General features: G+C 59.8%; 15 protein-coding genes. 7 read left to right on the forward strand and 8 right to left on the reverse strand.

The features are described from left to right. Positions 1–12 precede the first annotated feature (12 nt). From CW267_RS13470 to CW267_RS13480, 3 genes are all read left to right on the forward strand, one after another. A complete protein-coding gene (locus CW267_RS13470) occupies positions 13–378 on the forward strand; it encodes a cupin domain-containing protein (RefSeq protein ID WP_002892824.1) in 366 nt (121 codons plus the stop codon). Positions 379–817: 439 nt separating this feature from the next. Then, positions 818–2,317 carry an APC family permease gene (locus tag CW267_RS13475; protein ID WP_019704885.1) on the forward strand — a complete coding sequence of 500 codons (1,500 nt, stop codon included), beginning with the start codon at positions 818–820 and terminating at the stop codon, positions 2,315–2,317. Continuing rightward, positions 2,295–2,888, forward strand: coding sequence for a DUF3156 family protein (locus CW267_RS13480; RefSeq protein ID WP_032734919.1), 594 nt, complete (start codon positions 2,295–2,297; stop codon positions 2,886–2,888). The genes CW267_RS13475 and CW267_RS13480 overlap by 23 nt, the downstream gene beginning before the upstream one ends. A 6-nt stretch (positions 2,889–2,894) precedes the next feature. Here CW267_RS13480 and CW267_RS13485 read toward each other — a convergent pair whose 3' ends face one another. The 3 genes from CW267_RS13485 to CW267_RS13495 all read right to left on the reverse strand — a co-directional run bounded on the left by CW267_RS13485 (position 2,895) and on the right by CW267_RS13495 (position 5,999). Continuing rightward, positions 2,895–4,010 (reverse strand): class II histone deacetylase, encoded by a 1,116-nt coding sequence (locus CW267_RS13485; protein WP_032753820.1) that lies wholly within the window; start codon positions 4,008–4,010, stop codon positions 2,895–2,897. Positions 4,011–4,026: 16 nt separating this feature from the next. After that, positions 4,027–5,199 carry an MFS transporter gene (locus tag CW267_RS13490; protein ID WP_032753819.1) on the reverse strand — a complete coding sequence of 391 codons (1,173 nt, stop codon included), beginning with the start codon at positions 5,197–5,199 and terminating at the stop codon, positions 4,027–4,029. Positions 5,200–5,315: 116 nt separating this feature from the next. Then, a complete protein-coding gene (locus tag CW267_RS13495) occupies positions 5,316–5,999 on the reverse strand; it encodes a response regulator transcription factor (protein ID WP_012968769.1) in 684 nt (227 codons plus the stop codon). Between the two features lie 509 nt (positions 6,000–6,508). Here CW267_RS13495 and CW267_RS13500 point away from each other — a divergent pair. Beyond that, complete coding sequence (locus CW267_RS13500) at positions 6,509–7,285, forward strand: SDR family NAD(P)-dependent oxidoreductase (RefSeq protein ID WP_012542542.1); 777 nt, start codon at positions 6,509–6,511, stop codon at positions 7,283–7,285. Positions 7,286–7,310: 25 nt separating this feature from the next. Further along, the gene (locus CW267_RS13505) at positions 7,311–8,102 is read left to right on the forward strand and encodes a MoaF C-terminal domain-containing protein (RefSeq protein ID WP_023297169.1); all 792 of its coding nucleotides are present in this window, start codon (positions 7,311–7,313) and stop codon (positions 8,100–8,102) included. A 669-nt stretch (positions 8,103–8,771) separates the two neighbouring features. On the opposite strand, the gene CW267_RS13515 is transcribed toward CW267_RS13505, so the two are convergent. From CW267_RS13515 to CW267_RS13525, 3 genes are all read right to left on the reverse strand, one after another. Next, positions 8,772–9,725, reverse strand: coding sequence for an aldo/keto reductase (locus CW267_RS13515; protein ID WP_012968772.1), 954 nt, complete (start codon positions 9,723–9,725; stop codon positions 8,772–8,774). Positions 9,726–9,852: 127 nt separating this feature from the next. After that, positions 9,853–10,629 carry an ABC transporter substrate-binding protein gene (locus CW267_RS13520; protein ID WP_002892707.1) on the reverse strand — a complete coding sequence of 259 codons (777 nt, stop codon included), beginning with the start codon at positions 10,627–10,629 and terminating at the stop codon, positions 9,853–9,855. 19 nt (positions 10,630–10,648) lie between these two features. Then, positions 10,649–11,827: a M20 aminoacylase family protein gene (locus CW267_RS13525; RefSeq protein ID WP_012542544.1), complete on the reverse strand. Its 1,179-nt coding sequence runs from the start codon at positions 11,825–11,827 to the stop codon at positions 10,649–10,651. Between the two features lie 540 nt (positions 11,828–12,367). Here CW267_RS13525 and CW267_RS31300 point away from each other — a divergent pair. Next, the gene (locus CW267_RS31300) at positions 12,368–12,649 is read left to right on the forward strand and encodes a hypothetical protein (RefSeq protein ID WP_228961033.1); all 282 of its coding nucleotides are present in this window, start codon (positions 12,368–12,370) and stop codon (positions 12,647–12,649) included. 64 nt (positions 12,650–12,713) lie between these two features. On the opposite strand, the gene CW267_RS13535 is transcribed toward CW267_RS31300, so the two are convergent. Further along, positions 12,714–13,169: an RcnB family protein gene (locus tag CW267_RS13535; protein WP_008805507.1), complete on the reverse strand. Its 456-nt coding sequence runs from the start codon at positions 13,167–13,169 to the stop codon at positions 12,714–12,716. A gap of 168 nt (positions 13,170–13,337) precedes the next feature. Next, positions 13,338–13,727 carry a hypothetical protein gene (locus CW267_RS13540; RefSeq protein WP_002892699.1) on the reverse strand — a complete coding sequence of 130 codons (390 nt, stop codon included), beginning with the start codon at positions 13,725–13,727 and terminating at the stop codon, positions 13,338–13,340. A gap of 271 nt (positions 13,728–13,998) precedes the next feature. On the opposite strand from CW267_RS13540, the gene CW267_RS13550 reads away from it, so the two are divergent. Then, positions 13,999–15,117, forward strand: coding sequence for an ABC transporter substrate-binding protein (locus CW267_RS13550; protein WP_100781063.1), 1,119 nt, complete (start codon positions 13,999–14,001; stop codon positions 15,115–15,117). Positions 15,118–15,131 lie beyond the last annotated feature (14 nt).

The following is a 15,131-nucleotide window of genomic DNA, read 5'->3' on the forward strand; positions in this document are numbered from 1 at the left end:
CAGGAGAACGCTATGCACGCTTTTAAACTTAAACACCCGGTACCTGACCTGCAGCCGATCGGCAGCGTCAGCCTGCTCGGCGCGACGCCGACCGCGGGAGACCCGCAGGTGGCCGGGGCGATGATCTACGGCGAGCCGCAGGACGCCTTTACCTGCGGACTGTTTTCGTCCACTGAGGGGAGCTTTACCATGACCTATCCGTTTACCGAGCATGCCACCGTGCTGGAAGGCGAAGTGGAGCTGACCGTCGCCGGTGGCGAGCCGCAGCGCTTTGCGCCGGGCGACAGCTGGTTTGTTAAACAGGGCACCGAAGTGGAGTGGAAAATCCTGACGCCGCGCTTTGTGAAGCACTACCTGGCGAACGTCGAGACGCGCTAACACGCTGATAATGCCCGGCGGCGCAGGGAGCGCACAGGGGGACCCGGAGGCGGCGCATTGCGCCTTCTCCGGGCTACCAAATCGCACAGCGCTGTAGCCCCGGTAAGCAGCAGCGCCACCGGGGGTTTTGAGGCCGCCAACACCGGCGTTTCAGTCAGCATGGTGAATAAATTAAAGGCAGGCCGCACGGACCGTAGGCCGGATAAGGCGCAGCCGCCATCCGGCAGAAATACGCGCAACGTGGCAAGACGGATGGCCCCGGTTTTCGGGGTCATGTTGTTTATCCACCGCGACATTCATCGACTGCGTCACAGAATCATGCGCCGCCCTCCACCTTCCGGACGATATTCATTGAGCAGGATGCCCGCCTAAATTATGACTATCCGGGAGTGGCGCTGGCTATTCCCTGCCCTACCCCATTATTGTGCAGAGGTTGACTATGTTTAGTAACAGACTCGCCAGCCATCTTGAGCGCGGCGTCGTCGGCTTCCCGACCACCCTCGCCAGCTCCGTCGGGCTGATCATGGCCAGCCCGGTGATCCTGACGGTCACCAGCGGCTTCGGCATGGGCGGCGATACCTTCGCGCTGGCGGTGCTGCTGGCCTTTATTATGATGCAGGCGCAGGTCACCACCTTTGCCGAGGCGGCGACGCTCATTCCTACCACCGGTTCGGTGTACGACTATATCTCCTGCGGCATGGGCCGCTTCTTCGCTATCACCGGCGCGCTGTGCGCCTATCTGATCGTCCATATTTTCGCCGGGACGGCGGAGACGATCCTGGCGGGCATTATGGCGCTGGTGAACTTCGAATCGATCAACGCTCAGATGGCCGCCCACCAGAACACCTGGATGGTGGGTGTCGGCATGGTGGTGATTTTCGGCTTGCTCAACGCCATCGGCGTGGAAATCTTCGGCAAGGTCGAAGTGGTGCTGACCTTCGGCATGTGGACCACACTGACTATTTTCGGCCTGTGTGGCATTTTTATGGCGCCGGTGACTCATCTTTCCGGCTGGTTCGGCACGCCGCTGAACATCAGCGATATCAACGGTCTGTTCGGCTATATCGGCATGGCGATGTTTATGTTCGTCGGCTGCGAACTGGTGACGCCGATGGCGCCGGAGATTAAACAGGCCCACCGCACTATTCCGCGGGCGATGGCGCTGGGCCTGCTGGGAGTCGCCAGCTGCATGTTTATCTACGGCGCGGCGATCAACCGCCAGGTGGAGAATACCGTGCTCGACGCGGCCAACAACGTCCATCTGCTGGATACACCGATGGCGATCCCGGCCTTCGCCGAACGGGTGATGGGCCACGCCGGCCAGTACTGGTTGGGGGTCGGGCTGCTGCTGGCCGGCTGCGCCACCATCAATACGCTGATGGCCGCCGTGCCGCGTATTATCTACGGCATGGCACTGGACGGCGCGCTGCCCCGCTTCCTGACCTGGCTGCACCCGCGCTTTAAGACGCCGGTGATCGCCATTGCCATCGGGGTGGCGATCCCCTGCCTGCACGCCTGGTATCTGAACGGCGATCTGGACCGCATCGTGCCGCTGATCCTCGCCGCGGTCTGCGCCTGGGGCGTCGCCTATCTGCTGGTGACGCTGTCGGTGGTGATGCTGCGCATTCGCCGCCCGGACCTGCCGCGCGCCTACCGCTCGCCGTGGTTCCCGCTGCCGCAGATTATCTCCAGCGTCGGGATCATCATCGCTATCGTCAATATCACGCCGCCCGGGATGGACAGCCGCCAGGTGCTGGTACCGTTCGGCATAATGCTCGGCCTGACCGCCGCTTACGCCCTGTTCTGGACGGTGTGTGTGCAGCGCGTCAATCCGTTCAAGCCGCTGGTAGTGGAAGAGGTGGTGGAGCGCGCCATCAACAATTATGAAAAACAGATCCGCGGGGAGATGACGCCAGATGTCCTCCGTCCCCTGGTTTGAGACGCCGTTAATGAACGCGGTGCAGCGCGATCTGGCGGGCTGGCCGTGCGAAAAGCTGAGCGAACGCAGCGCATTGCTGCGATTGAACGACGCCACCGCCGTGACCTTCAGCGTGCGTCAGAAGCGGCTGTTTATGGCCAGCATTCACAGCTGCGAGTTTGTCGTCGAGGGGCCGGTGACCCGGCCCGCTCGCGGTAACATTCGCGCCCATCAATCCGGCTGGTGGAAACGCCAGCCGATCCGCTTTATCGGCGGCAAAGGCAGCGAGGAACTCGCCAGCTATCTCAACGGTTTTCCTAATCTCCAGCAGACCTTAAGCGAGCTGGATTACCGCCGCTTTTCGCTGACCTTTGATAGTAGCGGCTGGCGCTGCAGCATTGAACCCTGGGCCGCCAGCGAAGTGGTCTGTAAAATGCCCCCGCTGCGCCGTTATCTGCGGCTGGAAGCGCAGCAGCGGATGCTGCTGCTCAGCGTGCTGGCGATGATTAATCAGGCGGTAAGTCAGTGGATGCGCGGTGGAATCGCAGAAGGGAAAGCATTGACTTCCCCGCCATCACAGCGGGGAAGCTGAGGCGTTTTATAGCAGACCAAACCGTTGCGCCAGCCGATCGATAGCCTGCCTCTGGAACTGCGCGAACTCCGCCCGCGGCTGCTGCTGCTGAATAAATTCCCGCAGCGGATCCTGGACCTCGGTACGGATACCGCTCAGCGTTTCCATCACCGCCAGGCCGCAGAACGGCACGTAGGATTCGGCGTAGCCGCCCTCGTGCACCATCACCAGTTTCCCGCCGCACAGGCGATCCGCCGCCTGCTGGACCTGTTCGGTCATCGCCCGGAAGCTGTCGCTATGTAGCTGCATCCGCGCTAATGGATCCATGGCGTTGGCGTCATAGCCGCAGGCGATAATAATCAGCTCCGGCTCAAAACGCGCCAGCGCAGGAATGACGATAGTTTCCAGCGCATAGCGCCAGCTGTCATCCCCCGCCCCGGCCAGCAGCGGAATATTAATGTTGTAACCTTCGCCCGCGCCCACGCCGCGATCGTCCTCGCCGGCGTAGCCCGGCGGGAAGCAGCCGTCCTGATGCAAGGAGATAGTCAGTACGTCGTCGCGCTGCAGGTAGATATGCTGGGTGCCGTTGCCGTGGTGAACATCCCAGTCAATGATCGCCACCTTGCCCAGCCCCAGCTGCGCTTTCGCCCGCTCGACGGCAATGGGAATATTGGCGAGGAAACAAAATCCCATCGACTGGTCCGGCAGACAGTGGTGTCCGGGCGGGCGCGACAGCGAATAGGCATTATCCAGCTCCCCCTCCAGCACCGCTTCCACCGCCGCACAGGTCAGCCCGGCGGAAAGACAGGCGATTTCATAACTGCCCGGCCCCAGCGGCGCCTCTTTGCCGAGCATGCCACCGCCGTTATCGCTGATCGCCTTGAAGCGCTCCAGATAGCTGTCGGGGTGGATCCGCCGCAGGTCCTCAAGGCTCGCCGGCGCCGCGCTGCGCAGCGCCAGCTGCGGCGTCAGCCCGGAGACGTCCATCAGGTTTTTCATCCGCCGTTTGGTCTCCGGCGATTCAGCATGGCCGCCACCGGCGGGCGGCTGCACCCACCCGCCCACCGGCAGCGTCACCGCGTGCAGGCCGGTACTGTGCCAGAAACAACGTTCATCAAAGAAGAAACCGGTTTTTCTTTTCACTCTATCCTCCCGTGGGCTAACTCTTCCCGGCGGCGGACGCCGCCGCAATCAAAATCAATGACAGCAGCGCGCAGACGCCTGCCGCCGCCAGCAGCGGGTCGGCGCTGGCAAAATGCTGCAGTAAGGCCCCGGCTAAGGCCGGACCGGCCGCCATGCCGCCGCCGATCACCAGATTGATGCTGTTCATCAGCCGGCCGTTGTTATCGAGCCCGGCCACACGGGCAAGAATAAAGGGCAGCACGAAGGTCCAGGTGAACTTAAACAGCAGCGCCGCGATGGCGTAGCGCACCAGCAGCGGCTGGCCGATCAGCAGCCCAACGCTGACGATCAGCAGGCCGTAGCCCAGCCACACCGGTAAACGATCGGCCCGCTGGGTACCCTGCAGCGCCGCGCCGCCGGCGCCGATAATGCCGCAAACCGTCGCCGCCGCCAGCACCAGACCGACCTGCGTCGGGGTTAGCCCCGCCGCGCTGCCGATGGTGCCGATAAAGGTCCACACTGCGCTGAGGCTGATATAGAAAGTGAGTACCGCCAGCACCGCCAGCGCCTGACGCCACAGCGCCGTCGACGGCAGCTGGTGGGAGGCAGAGAGCGGTTGAAAGCGCGGAGGGAAAGCGGACACCAGCGGCAAACAGCAGAGCATAATGGCGGCGAGGATCAGATAAACCACCTTCAGGCCAAAGGTCGCGAACAGGCCGGGCAGCACCAGCAGGCCAAGCATGCCTAACAGCAGTTGCCCGAGCACCCAAAAGGCGTAGACCCGCGACGGGTTCGGCGTCCCCGCCGCGCAGCTGATACACAAAATCATCAGCGTGCCGCCCGCCAGCGAGGCGAGAAAGCGCGCCGCCAGCAGCGTCTCGTACTGGGTGACCACCGCCGAGGCGAGGTTGGCGGTCAGAAACACCACCCCGGCCATCAGGGCGACCCGCCGCCAGTCGAGGCGGCTCATCCACCACCACGCCGGGAGCGTCGCCAGACTCATCGCCCCCAGCTCCGCCGAGAACAGCCAGCCGATCTGCCCAGGTTTAAGCTGCCATTCGCTGGCCAGCTGCGCCGCCACCGCCGGCGCGGTCATCAGAATACCCGGCGCAATAGCGGCAAAAATCACGATCGCCGCCAGCAAACGCAGGGAGACCACCAACCCGGCGGGCCGGGAAAGCGCATTATCAGTGAGAGGGGTACTCGACATCGTAGGCGTGCTCCGGTCAAAAAAGCCTCCCCCCGGAGGATCCTCCAGGGAGTGATACCCACAGGCATCAGGAAAACGCCGTGCTGCCACGGCGCGCGCGGGATGCGAAAGTCAGATCACAGATGCAGCGTACGCTGAGCGGCCGGCATCCAGGTTCGGGAAACCAGTTCGGTACGATTGACGACTTCGGTCTTGGCGAAAATGTTGCGCAGGTGCGTTTTTACCGTCGAGAGCGAGATATCCAGCTGGCGGGCAATCAGCTTATTGCTGGCGCCTTCGCGCACCATGCCGACGATTTCCCGCTCTTTCGCCGTCAGGATGGCGGGCAGGTCATCGTCTTCCTGCAGACAGTCGCGAATGGCCAGCTCCACCAGCGGCAGCACCGCCTGAGCCCGCTGGCGCTCTTCGCTGGAGAAAGGCACGTCGCGCATCAGCGAGATACCGGCGATGATCCGCCGCTCGCGGCGAATAAAGATCTCGGTCATGTCGCGTACGTTATTCGGCAACATGAATTCATGATAGTAATGGCGGTTGCGGTCGCAGAGCCGCGGCGTCATCGCCGCCACGGTGGTGTTCTGGTGGCTAAAATGCGAGGGCAGAAGCGGATCCAGCGGCTGGAAGTTTTCCAGATATTGTTGGTGCGTATTATCGGAAATATTATGCAATATATAGCTTTCGGGTTTTAAACGATTATTTACTCGATAAAAGACCGCTGAAGTCAGTGGAATTAGCTGGGAAATAGTCTGTAAACAACGGGCTATTATCGCATCATTACGGCTGGCTTTTAACAAAGCAGACATGATAGGGCCTCCCCGTCGAGATGATGGTACATGACACATGGATGACTACTGATAATTGAAGCATACATTTCACATTTAAGTAACACAATCATTAACATATTAACAATGTGATAGCCGTTACATAATTTTCAACAAACCATTGTTATATAAAGCATTTAAAAAATACACCCGCCATGCTTTACGATAGCCGCGTTAAAATATAAACAAAAAAGATTAACACCCGGCGTACCTGCCCCTGGTGATAAAAAAAACCTATCCCCGACGCGTCATTCTCATCCTAAAGAACGATGGATTTCTGTTTTTTTTCACTTATACCCTTAACAGGATGCAATTAATTTTCGCCGCGGCGTAATCATGTGATGACGCCTGACCCGCTGTTGCCGAAATAATGAGAACGGCGCCCTGTGAGAGAGATCCATTAACCGCCACGGCTATCGTTCTTCCGGACGATAGCCGGGACCTGACGCGCTTTTTAAGGTAATCGAAGACCCTATAACAGGAGAGAGCGAATGGCGAGAGTCGTGGTGATCACCGGCGGTGGAACCGGAATTGGCGCCGCCTGCGCGCGGCTGATGTGCGCCGCGGGCGACCGGGTGTTTATTACCGGACGGCGCGAAGCGCCATTGCAGGCTGTCGCCGATGAGACCGGCGCGACAGCGCTGGTGGGCGATGCCGCCGACGGCGAGGTCTGGGGTCAGCGGCTGCTGCCGGCGATCCTCGACCAGGCTGGCGGTATTGATGTCCTCATCTGCAGCGCCGGCGGGATGGGCAACAGCCCCGCCGCCGAGACCAGCGACAGCCAGTGGCGCGAGGCGCTGGACGGCAATCTCACCAGCGCGTTCGCCAGCGTTCGCGCCTGTCTGCCCTCGCTCATTGCCCGCCGAGGCAATGTCCTGTTTGTCGCCTCCATCGCCTCACTCGCCGCCGGGCCGCAGGCCTGCGGCTACGTCACCGCCAAACACGCCTTAATTGGCCTGATGCGTTCCGTCGCCCGCGATTACGGCCCACAGGGGGTACGCGCCAACGCCATCTGTCCCGGCTGGGTCACGACGCCGATGGCGGATGAAGAGATGCGCCCGCTGATGGAGGCAGAAGGGCTATCACTGACGGAGGCTTATCAGCGGGTCTGTCGCGATGTTCCGCTGCGCCGCCCCGCCAGCCCCGAGGAGATAGCCGAGGCCTGTCAGTTTCTCTGTTCGCCGCAGGCCGCCATCATCAGCGGCGCCACGCTGGTCGCCGACGGCGGCGCCAGTATCGTCGATGTTCCCACTCTGGCGTTTGCCTAACGCCCTACTCTGTTCAGGAGCCCCTATGACTTCAGAAGCCGTATTTATCCAGGTCGGCGCGCTGGCCGATGGTTTTGCGCCACACGGTAATTTACTCGCCACCACCAGCCTGCCCGCCGGCGAAACCTTTACTTTTTATGTCGTGGGCAGTAAGCCGCAGCAGTTGGTTATCGAAGATGACCAGACGCTCAGCTGGAACGGCAAGCGCGCGCCCTGGCGGGCAACCGCCCTGCGCCCGGACATTCTGTTTATCGACTTCCTTGACCCGGAGCGGGATAACGCCAGCATTAGCGCGGTATGCAACCTGACACAGCGCAACGCCACCCTGGTCTACGGCCAGCTGCCGGACGAAGCCGCCGCGCGGCTGGACGCCTTCAGCCGGGTGGAGCAAGGCCTGCCGCTGACCGCGGTAGAGGCACGGTTTGTTTTTGCCCGCCTGGATGAGCAGTCGGGGCCGCTGCCGGACTTTACCGATGCGCTCATTGGCATGCGCAATCAGTACACCTACAGCCCGACCGAGCGCTATGAGCACATCTATCTCAACGACAATTTTTACACCTGGCAGTGTCTGGACGGTGTGGAAAAGGGGCTGGCGGATGTCGATCGCTGCCACTATGTGCAGGTGGCTGAGGATCTCTATCTGTTCGTCTGGCGGGAGAAAATCATTCCCACGCTGGGGGTGATCCTGATCGATCTGCAGCAGATGCGCACCGACGGCAAGATCATGGGCTATCAGGGCAGCGATTTCGGTGCCCTCAGCAATTTCCCGGTCGGCGCCAGCGCGAAGATCCTCAACGTCACCCGCCATCAGGAATAAAGGGGCGCCGCCGGGCACGCTTTCAGGCACCACACCCGTCATTTCGCCGGGTGGCGGCTGCGCCTGACCCGGCCTACGGTCCGAGCAGCCAGTCATTAATTTACCCACTTGTGCGACTGAAACTGCCGGTGCTGACGGCCTCAAAATCGCTGAGACGTTCCCGGAAGGCCGGGGCAGCCCGCATGGATGCGGGCTGAGGGCCGTGTTTTGCACGGACGCTGCCTCGGCCCGACCCGAAGCCTGCAGGGAAAAGTCGAAGGTACCACGCAGTGGCGATGTTGCTGGCCGGAGCCCGGGGGTACAGGGGGCGGCGGCGACTGGCCGCCCCCTGTGCGCTCCCTGTGCCATGAGTGACATAACGCAGAAGAAATATCGGGAGCGCAATCAGCTCGGAAATAGCACTGGAGTGGTAGCCCTGCTAAGCGCAGCGCGAGCAGGGGCATTTCCGGTTGCGCCGTCATTTCGCCGGGTGGCGGCTGGCGCCTTAACCGGCCTACGGGTCCCTTTCACAGACTGACACCGCGTAGGCCCGGTAAGCGCAGCGCCACCGGGCGATGGCATCAGCTACGGACCCGCTTTAGTGCCGGGTGGCGGCTGGCGCCTAACCCGGCCTACGGTCCGCGTCATGTATAGCCCTTCTCCCTCTCCCCGCCGGAGAGAGGGAGTGACTCAGGCGCTGGCGCTGTCCAGTCGCGCCACTTGCTCCGCGCTCAGGCTCAGCGCCGCCGCGCGGGCAAAACTCTCCACCTGAGCCACGCTGGTGGCGCTGGCGATCGGCGCGGTCACGCCTTCGCGGCCGATCAGCCACGCCAGGGCCACCTCAGCCGGCTTCGCCCCCTGCTCGTCCGCGACCGCCACCAGGGTATCGATAATCCGCATCCCGCGCGGATTCAGGTACTTACCAATCCCCCCTCCGCGCTGGCTCTGGGCCAGATCCGATGGCTGGCGGTACTTACCGGTTAAGAACCCGGAGGCCAGGCTGTAGTAGGTCACCACCCCGATATCGCGGCTGACGCAGAGATCGCACAGCGCGCCTTCAAACGCGGAGCGGTGGTAGAGGTTATATTCCGGCTGCAGCACCTGCCAGGCAGGCAAGCCGCCTTTACGCGCTACCTCCAGCGCCCCCGCCAGCTGCATCGCATCCAGGTTAGAGGCCCCCATGGCGCGGATTTTTCCAGCCTGCTGCAGGCTGTGGAAAGCCTCCAGCGTTTCCTCCACCGGGGTTTGCGGATCCGGCCAGTGGGAGAAGTAGAGATCAATGTAGTCGGTATTCAGGCGGCGTAAGGAGTCATCTACCGCCTGTTGGATCCAGGCTTTGCTGAGCCCTTTATGGCCGGGTAGGCCTAAATCGGAGCCGACTTTGGTGAAGATTTTGACCTTATCGCGCATGCCGGGGCGCGCCTGCAGCCAACGACCGATGATGGTTTCGGATTCGCCGCCCTGGTTGCCTTCCGCCCAGCGGGAATAAACATCCGCCGTATCGATAGCGTCAAAACCGTGGTCAACAAAAGCATCAAGAAGAGCAAAACTGGTTTTTTCATCGATGGTCCAGCCAAAGACGTTGCCGCCAAAGACTAATGGGGCGATGGAAAATCCGGTTTTACCCAATGGACGTGTCATCATGCCGAGTACTCCTTAGCTTATATTCTGCTTCCCTCAGGTAACCGCAGGGGTCAGGAGAGGAGGTGATTGGATAATCAGAAAAGGAATCTTACGGCGGGCGCTCCACGCCCGCAGGTACACTCAGACATTATGTCCCGGAATAAACATCAAAGCTAAAATATTTGCCGGCTAATTTTTTATAGGTGCCGTCGGCAAGAATCTTCGCAATGGCACCGTTAATTTCCTGACGCAGTGCCTCATCGTCTTTACGCAAGCCGATCGCCGCCCCGGCGCCAAACAGCGTATCGTCCTGCAGATGGCCGCCGACAAAGGCGAATTCCTTACCCTGCGGCTGCTGCAGGAAGCTGTAGTCGGCCATCATCCCGGAGAGCACTGCGCCGTCGATGCGCCCGGACTCCAGGTCACGCACCACGCTATCGGCCCCCTGGTAGGCCACAATGTTAATCCCCTGCGGCCGCCAGTGCTGGTTAACATAAGTCTCCTGCGCCGAGCCCTGCTCCACGCCGATGGTTTTGCCCTTCAGCTGTTCCGGCGTATTGCCCTGCAGGGTATTTTTACGCGCCACGAGGAACACCGGCCCGTTATATAGCTTGTCGCTAAAGGCAATCTGCGCTTTGCGCTTCTCGGTCATGTACATCCCGGAAAGGATCGCGTCGAATTTACGCGCCTTCAGCGCCGGGATAATGCCGTCGAAATTGCTTTCCACCCACACGCATTTCGCCTGCAGCTGCTGGCAAATGGCGTTGCCTAAATCGATATCAAACCCCGCCAGCTTGCCCTGCGGATCTTTCCATTCAAACGGCGCGAAAGTCGGGTCGACGCCGAAGCGGATCTCCTTTCCCCCTTCGGCCAGCGCCGACGTCGACGCCATTAATGCCAGCCATAGCAACAGTGATTTTTTCATTCGCGTTCTTCTCCAGAGATTAGCGACAGTGCTTTTCCACCAGGCGGGCGAACAGCGTCGCGCCGGTGGTGATAATGTCATCGTTAAAGTCGTAGCCGGGGTTGTGCACCATGCAACCGCCCTTCTCCCCTTTCTCACCGTTGCCGAGCAGGAAGTAGCTCCCTGGGCGTTCGCGCAGCATAAAAGCGAAATCCTCGCTGGCGTTCATCGGCGAGACCGACTCCAGTACCCCTTCGCGGCCAAACACTTCCAGCGCCAGCGCCCGGGCGAAATCGGTCTCTTCAGGGCTGTTGGTTAATACCGGGTAGGAGTCGTACACCTCCACTACGCTGCTGGCGCCATAGCTTTTGGCGGTAAAATCAGCGAGCTCGTGAATACGCTTGATCAGCAGATCGCGAATGTCCGGCTTCATCGCCCGCACGCTCAGCTCCATCACCACGCTCTCCGGAATGACGTTGGAGGCGATACCGGCCTGGAAGGTGCCGACGCTGACCACTGCAGTTTCCCCCGGCGGCACGTTGCGCGCCACGATGCTCTGCAGGGCCATCACCAGCGCTGCGCCGGCGACGATCGGGTCGACGGTACGCTCCGGATGGGCGCCGTGGCCGCCGTAGCCGGTAATCGTAATTTTGACGGTGTCCGCCGAGGCCATAAAGTTGCCGGCGTAGAAGCCCAGCTTGCCCACCGGTAGCCCCGGCATGTTGTGCAAGCCAAAGATGCGTTCGCAGGGGAACTGCTCGAACAGCCCGTCTTTAATCATTAAATCGGCGCCGCCGATAGCCTCTTCCGCCGGCTGAAAAATCAGATGCACCGTGCCGTTAAACTGGCAGGCCGGCGAGGCGATGTATTTCGCCGCCGCCAGCAGAATGGTGGTATGGCCGTCATGGCCGCAGGCGTGCATTTTTCCGGGTACCGTACTGGCCCAGGGCAAATCAGTAGTTTCATGGATCGGCAGCGCGTCCATATCGGCGCGCAGGCCAATAGTACGCGGCGAGTCGCCCTTGCTCAGGCTGCCGACGACGCCGGTTTTACCGAGGCCGCGGGTGACCTGATAGCCCCACTCCGCCAGTTTGCCAGCCACCAGCTCACTGGTATTAAACTCTTCCAGACTTAATTCCGGATTGGCATGTAAATAATGACGGATAGAAATCATTTCATCTTCCGTCGCTTTAATTTCGGGGATTACATAATCACTCATGCCGTTCTCCGGGAAATAAATTAAGGACTTAACACGGTAACGTGGTGGAAACTTTATGCAAGCAGCATTTCTAATACCTGGAATGAACTCATCTTATTTAATAATCCGCACATTACAGAGTAATAAATAATAAAAATAGTGAAATTTAAAAATAAACGTTTATTTTATGGAGGATTTACCGTTATTTAACCTACCATTCCCGACCATATTCAGATTTAAATAAAATAAACGTGTATGAAATTACAGACGCTTTCCCTCGCCGCCATCGTCATGCTAGCGGGCTGCAGCGCGCAGGGCGATACCGCCAGCCAGCAGCGGGCCAGCATCCAGAAGATGCGCAGCGAAACCCTCAACAAGCTTTACGCCCTGCAGCCTGAGGCCCGCAGTGATATTCAGCATGCGAAGGGGTATGCGGTGTTTGCCAATAACAGCAGCAAGATCCTGCTGTTCGGGTTTGGCAGCGGTTACGGCGTGGTGCGGAATAAGGCCACCGGGAAGGATACCTATATGAAAATGGCCCAGGGCGGCGCCGGCCTGGGGATGGGGATTAAGCAGCAGCGCACGGTGCTGGTTTTCCATGATAAAGCGGCCCTGGAGACCTTTATTCGCCAGGGATACATGGTTGGCGCCGATGCGAATGCCGCCGCAAAATATGATGACAAAGGCATCGCGCCGATCGCCGCCTCCACCAGCGGCGTGGCGTCAGATACCGCCTCCCTGCCCTCGAAGGTCAACGTCTACGACCTGACCGAAAAAGGGCTGGCCGCCCAGGCAATGATCAATGGTTATAAATACTGGCCGGATGCTGCGCTGAACCCGTAGCTTTCCGCGAGTGCGCCATCGCCGGATCAGGCTTTCCCTGACCCGGCGTCGCGGAGCAGCGCATTTAGTGGCCGAGGGCGCCGCTCACCAGAATCGAGGTGATGATCCCGGTCGCCGCAGCGATCAGCACATAGTTACCGTCGATATAGGACCAGTGATGGCCTTCCGGCGGGGGCGGCAGGCCGCGGTCGCTCCAGTCGCGGACGCGATATTCATCGCCACGGAACGGCGCCGGAGCCGGGTGTCCTTTGCGGAAATCGTTCCCGCGCCAGGCGAAATGGTCCTGCTCATGACGTGCCTGATCGCGTTTGCCATGACCGTCGCGATCCGGGCCACGCTGGTCATGGTCGCCCTGATGATGCGCGTCAGGTCCGCCCTGCGGCGCATGCCCATCATGGTCCGGACCGTTCTGCCACACCGTTGGCTGCCCCGGGCGATGGCCGTCGTTCGGGCCATCGGCAAAGGCCGGGACGCTCAGCACACACGATAAAATTACTGCCAGAGAAATCATCTTTTTCATGGTACACCTCCTGATTCAGCTCCTTTGTACCGGGCAAATGTGAAGAAAGAGTGAGTAACTGGTTAACCAGGACGATTCCTGGCATCGGCTGTCGGGAAGAGGTTGTGCTGATGGCGGGGCAATAAAAAAGGCCGCTTTCGCGACCTTGATTCAGACAGGTAAAAGGACTTATTCAGTCACTTTATTTTTTAACTCTTCGGCGCCGGTTTTGGTTTTATCCCAGCCCTTTTCCGCACCGGATTTGGTGGCATTCCAGCCTTTTTCACTGACCTCTTTGGTCTTATCCCACCCCTTCTCGGTGCCTTCTTTGGTCTTGTTCCAGGTTTTCTGCGCGCCTTCGCTCACCTGGCTGCCAACGCTGTCCTGCTTGCCTTCGGCAGCATGTTTCGCCTTCAGCTGCTGCTCTTCGCCCTCATGCTGGGCCTGGTGCAGCTTCTCTTTGGCGGTGTTGGCATTGGCATTCGCCGCCGCGACGGTATCATCTGTTGCATGTGTTGTCGCAGCAAAAACCGGAGCTGCAACCAGAATAGCCGATAACGCAATCATTGCTTTTTTCATAATATCCTCTCTCACGTGTCGTGTTATGAGTCGCATTCAGGATGGCACAACGAACCGGGGATGACATTAGGAATTAGCCTGAAAAACGTCTTCGACCTCCAGCCATGGCAGAAAATGCTGCCGCCGTGCGCGCCCTGTCGGCGTTGGCATAATTTCCAATATGTTTGTTACATTTTATGAAATTTGTCCTTGATATACTTGCCGTTGATGTTTGTTCGAGAATAATTCTCAGAATCATTATATTTATAAATTGGCAAACGGAACTCCTTTTATGGCAAGAAAATCAGTAAGATCGCTGTTACTTACTGCGCTGATCGCGACGCCCCTCTTCAGCTATGCAACCCAATATCCCCTGACGGTTACTGACCTCGACGGCCGGCAGGTCACCCTGGCCAAAGAGCCACAGCGTATTATTTTGCAGGATGGCCGCGACATTATGACCCTCGCCCTGCTGGACCGGGACAATCCGTTTAAACGGCTGGTGGCATGGAATAATCTGGCGAAAAAGCAGGATGTTGCCACCTGGCAGATGCTGAAAACGACGTGGCCGCAGTCGGTCACGATCCTTGACATGGGCTTCAGCGACAAAGGGAACGTCGATCTTGAAAGCGTCATCGCCCGTCAGCCGGATCTGATGATCGCCCAGCTGCGCGCCAGGCCAGCGCTGATGGAGAGCGGCGTCATCGACAAGCTCAGCGCCCTGCACGTTCCGGTGCTGTTTGTCGACTATGAGATCGACCCGGCGAAAGATACCGCCCCCAGCATCGACCTGCTGGGCAAAGTCCTTAACCGCGAGAGCCAGGCCAAAGCCTTTACCGATTACTATCGTCAGCAGCTGCAGACGATTCGCCAGAAAACCGCGGCCATCACGCCGAAGGCCAACGTCTTCGTGGAAGCGCTGGCCGGCAACAGCGACGCCTGCTGCTTTACCCACGGCCACAGCGGCTGGGGCGGGCTGGTGGAGGCGGTCGGGGCGAACAATATCGGTTCGCAGCTGCTGCCGGGCGCCTCCGGGTTCGTCTCGCTGGAGAAAATCATCAGCATGAAGCCCGACGCCTGGATCATGACCGGCTCGAAGCGCGGCAACAGCCAGGTGCTGCCCCTGGGTTATGAGGTTAAGCCGGAGGCGGTGAAGGCCCAGGCGCAGATCCTGCTGGCGCGACCTGGGGTCAGCCAGATCCCGGCGGTACAGGCAAAGCGGGCCTATGGCGTCTATCACCACTTCTATAACCACCCGTGGAATATTGTCGGCATGGAATACCTGGCGAAAGATATCTACCCGCAGGCCTTCGGCGATCTCAACCCGGATGAGACTTACCATTATATCGTGCGCCATTTCACCGACCTGCCGGACCAGCCGTTCGTCTTCTCCTGGCAGCAGAGCGAGTAATCCGGCATGCGTTT

The organism is Klebsiella sp. X1-16S-Nf21 (genome assembly GCF_002837615.1).
Lineage (GTDB): Bacteria > Pseudomonadota > Gammaproteobacteria > Enterobacterales > Enterobacteriaceae > Klebsiella > Klebsiella variicola.

Excerpts from the sequence above, each read along its gene's own strand:
- CW267_RS13540 (WP_002892699.1), bottom strand. The coding sequence starts at position 13,727 with ATGAAAAAAGCAATGATTGCGTTATCGGCTATTCTGGTTGCAGCTCCG.
- CW267_RS13500 (WP_012542542.1), top strand. The coding sequence starts at position 6,509 with ATGGCGAGAGTCGTGGTGATCACCGGCGGTGGAACCGGAATTGGCGCC.
- CW267_RS13505 (WP_023297169.1), top strand. The coding sequence starts at position 7,311 with ATGACTTCAGAAGCCGTATTTATCCAGGTCGGCGCGCTGGCCGATGGT.
- CW267_RS13490 (WP_032753819.1), bottom strand. The coding sequence starts at position 5,199 with ATGTCGAGTACCCCTCTCACTGATAATGCGCTTTCCCGGCCCGCCGGG.
- CW267_RS13515 (WP_012968772.1), bottom strand. The coding sequence starts at position 9,725 with ATGATGACACGTCCATTGGGTAAAACCGGATTTTCCATCGCCCCATTA.
- CW267_RS13480 (WP_032734919.1), top strand. The coding sequence starts at position 2,295 with ATGTCCTCCGTCCCCTGGTTTGAGACGCCGTTAATGAACGCGGTGCAG.
- CW267_RS13495 (WP_012968769.1), bottom strand. The coding sequence starts at position 5,999 with ATGTCTGCTTTGTTAAAAGCCAGCCGTAATGATGCGATAATAGCCCGT.
- CW267_RS31300 (WP_228961033.1), top strand. The coding sequence starts at position 12,368 with ATGGGGATTAAGCAGCAGCGCACGGTGCTGGTTTTCCATGATAAAGCG.
- CW267_RS13520 (WP_002892707.1), bottom strand. The coding sequence starts at position 10,629 with ATGAAAAAATCACTGTTGCTATGGCTGGCATTAATGGCGTCGACGTCG.
- CW267_RS13525 (WP_012542544.1), bottom strand. The coding sequence starts at position 11,827 with ATGAGTGATTATGTAATCCCCGAAATTAAAGCGACGGAAGATGAAATG.
- CW267_RS13470 (WP_002892824.1), top strand. The coding sequence starts at position 13 with ATGCACGCTTTTAAACTTAAACACCCGGTACCTGACCTGCAGCCGATC.
- CW267_RS13550 (WP_100781063.1), top strand. The coding sequence starts at position 13,999 with ATGGCAAGAAAATCAGTAAGATCGCTGTTACTTACTGCGCTGATCGCG.
- CW267_RS13535 (WP_008805507.1), bottom strand. The coding sequence starts at position 13,169 with ATGAAAAAGATGATTTCTCTGGCAGTAATTTTATCGTGTGTGCTGAGC.
- CW267_RS13475 (WP_019704885.1), top strand. The coding sequence starts at position 818 with ATGTTTAGTAACAGACTCGCCAGCCATCTTGAGCGCGGCGTCGTCGGC.